Raw genomic sequence first — 208 nt, 5'->3', positions numbered from 1 at the left:
CGCCGAAGGCTATCCCGGCAAGCGCTACTACGGCGGCTGCGAAAACGTCGACGTCGTCGAGCAGCTTGCGATCGACCGCGTGAAGGCGCTGTTCGGTGCCGAAGCCGCCAACGTGCAGCCGAACTCGGGCTCGCAGGCCAACCAGGGTGTGTTCTTCGCCGTGCTCAAGCCGGGCGACACCATCATGGGCATGAGCCTCGCCGAAGGT

At 65.9% G+C, this 208-nt stretch carries 1 pseudogene; it reads left to right on the top strand.

Annotated features, from left to right (window positions below):
• Positions 1-208 (top strand): annotated as a pseudogene (gene glyA / locus U5782_RS41595) (serine hydroxymethyltransferase); the annotation flags it as partial.

The sequence above is a fragment of the Paraburkholderia sp. J67 genome (genome assembly GCF_905220265.1).
Lineage (GTDB): Bacteria > Pseudomonadota > Gammaproteobacteria > Burkholderiales > Burkholderiaceae > Paraburkholderia.
This window is presented reverse-complemented; position numbering and strand designations above follow the sequence as displayed.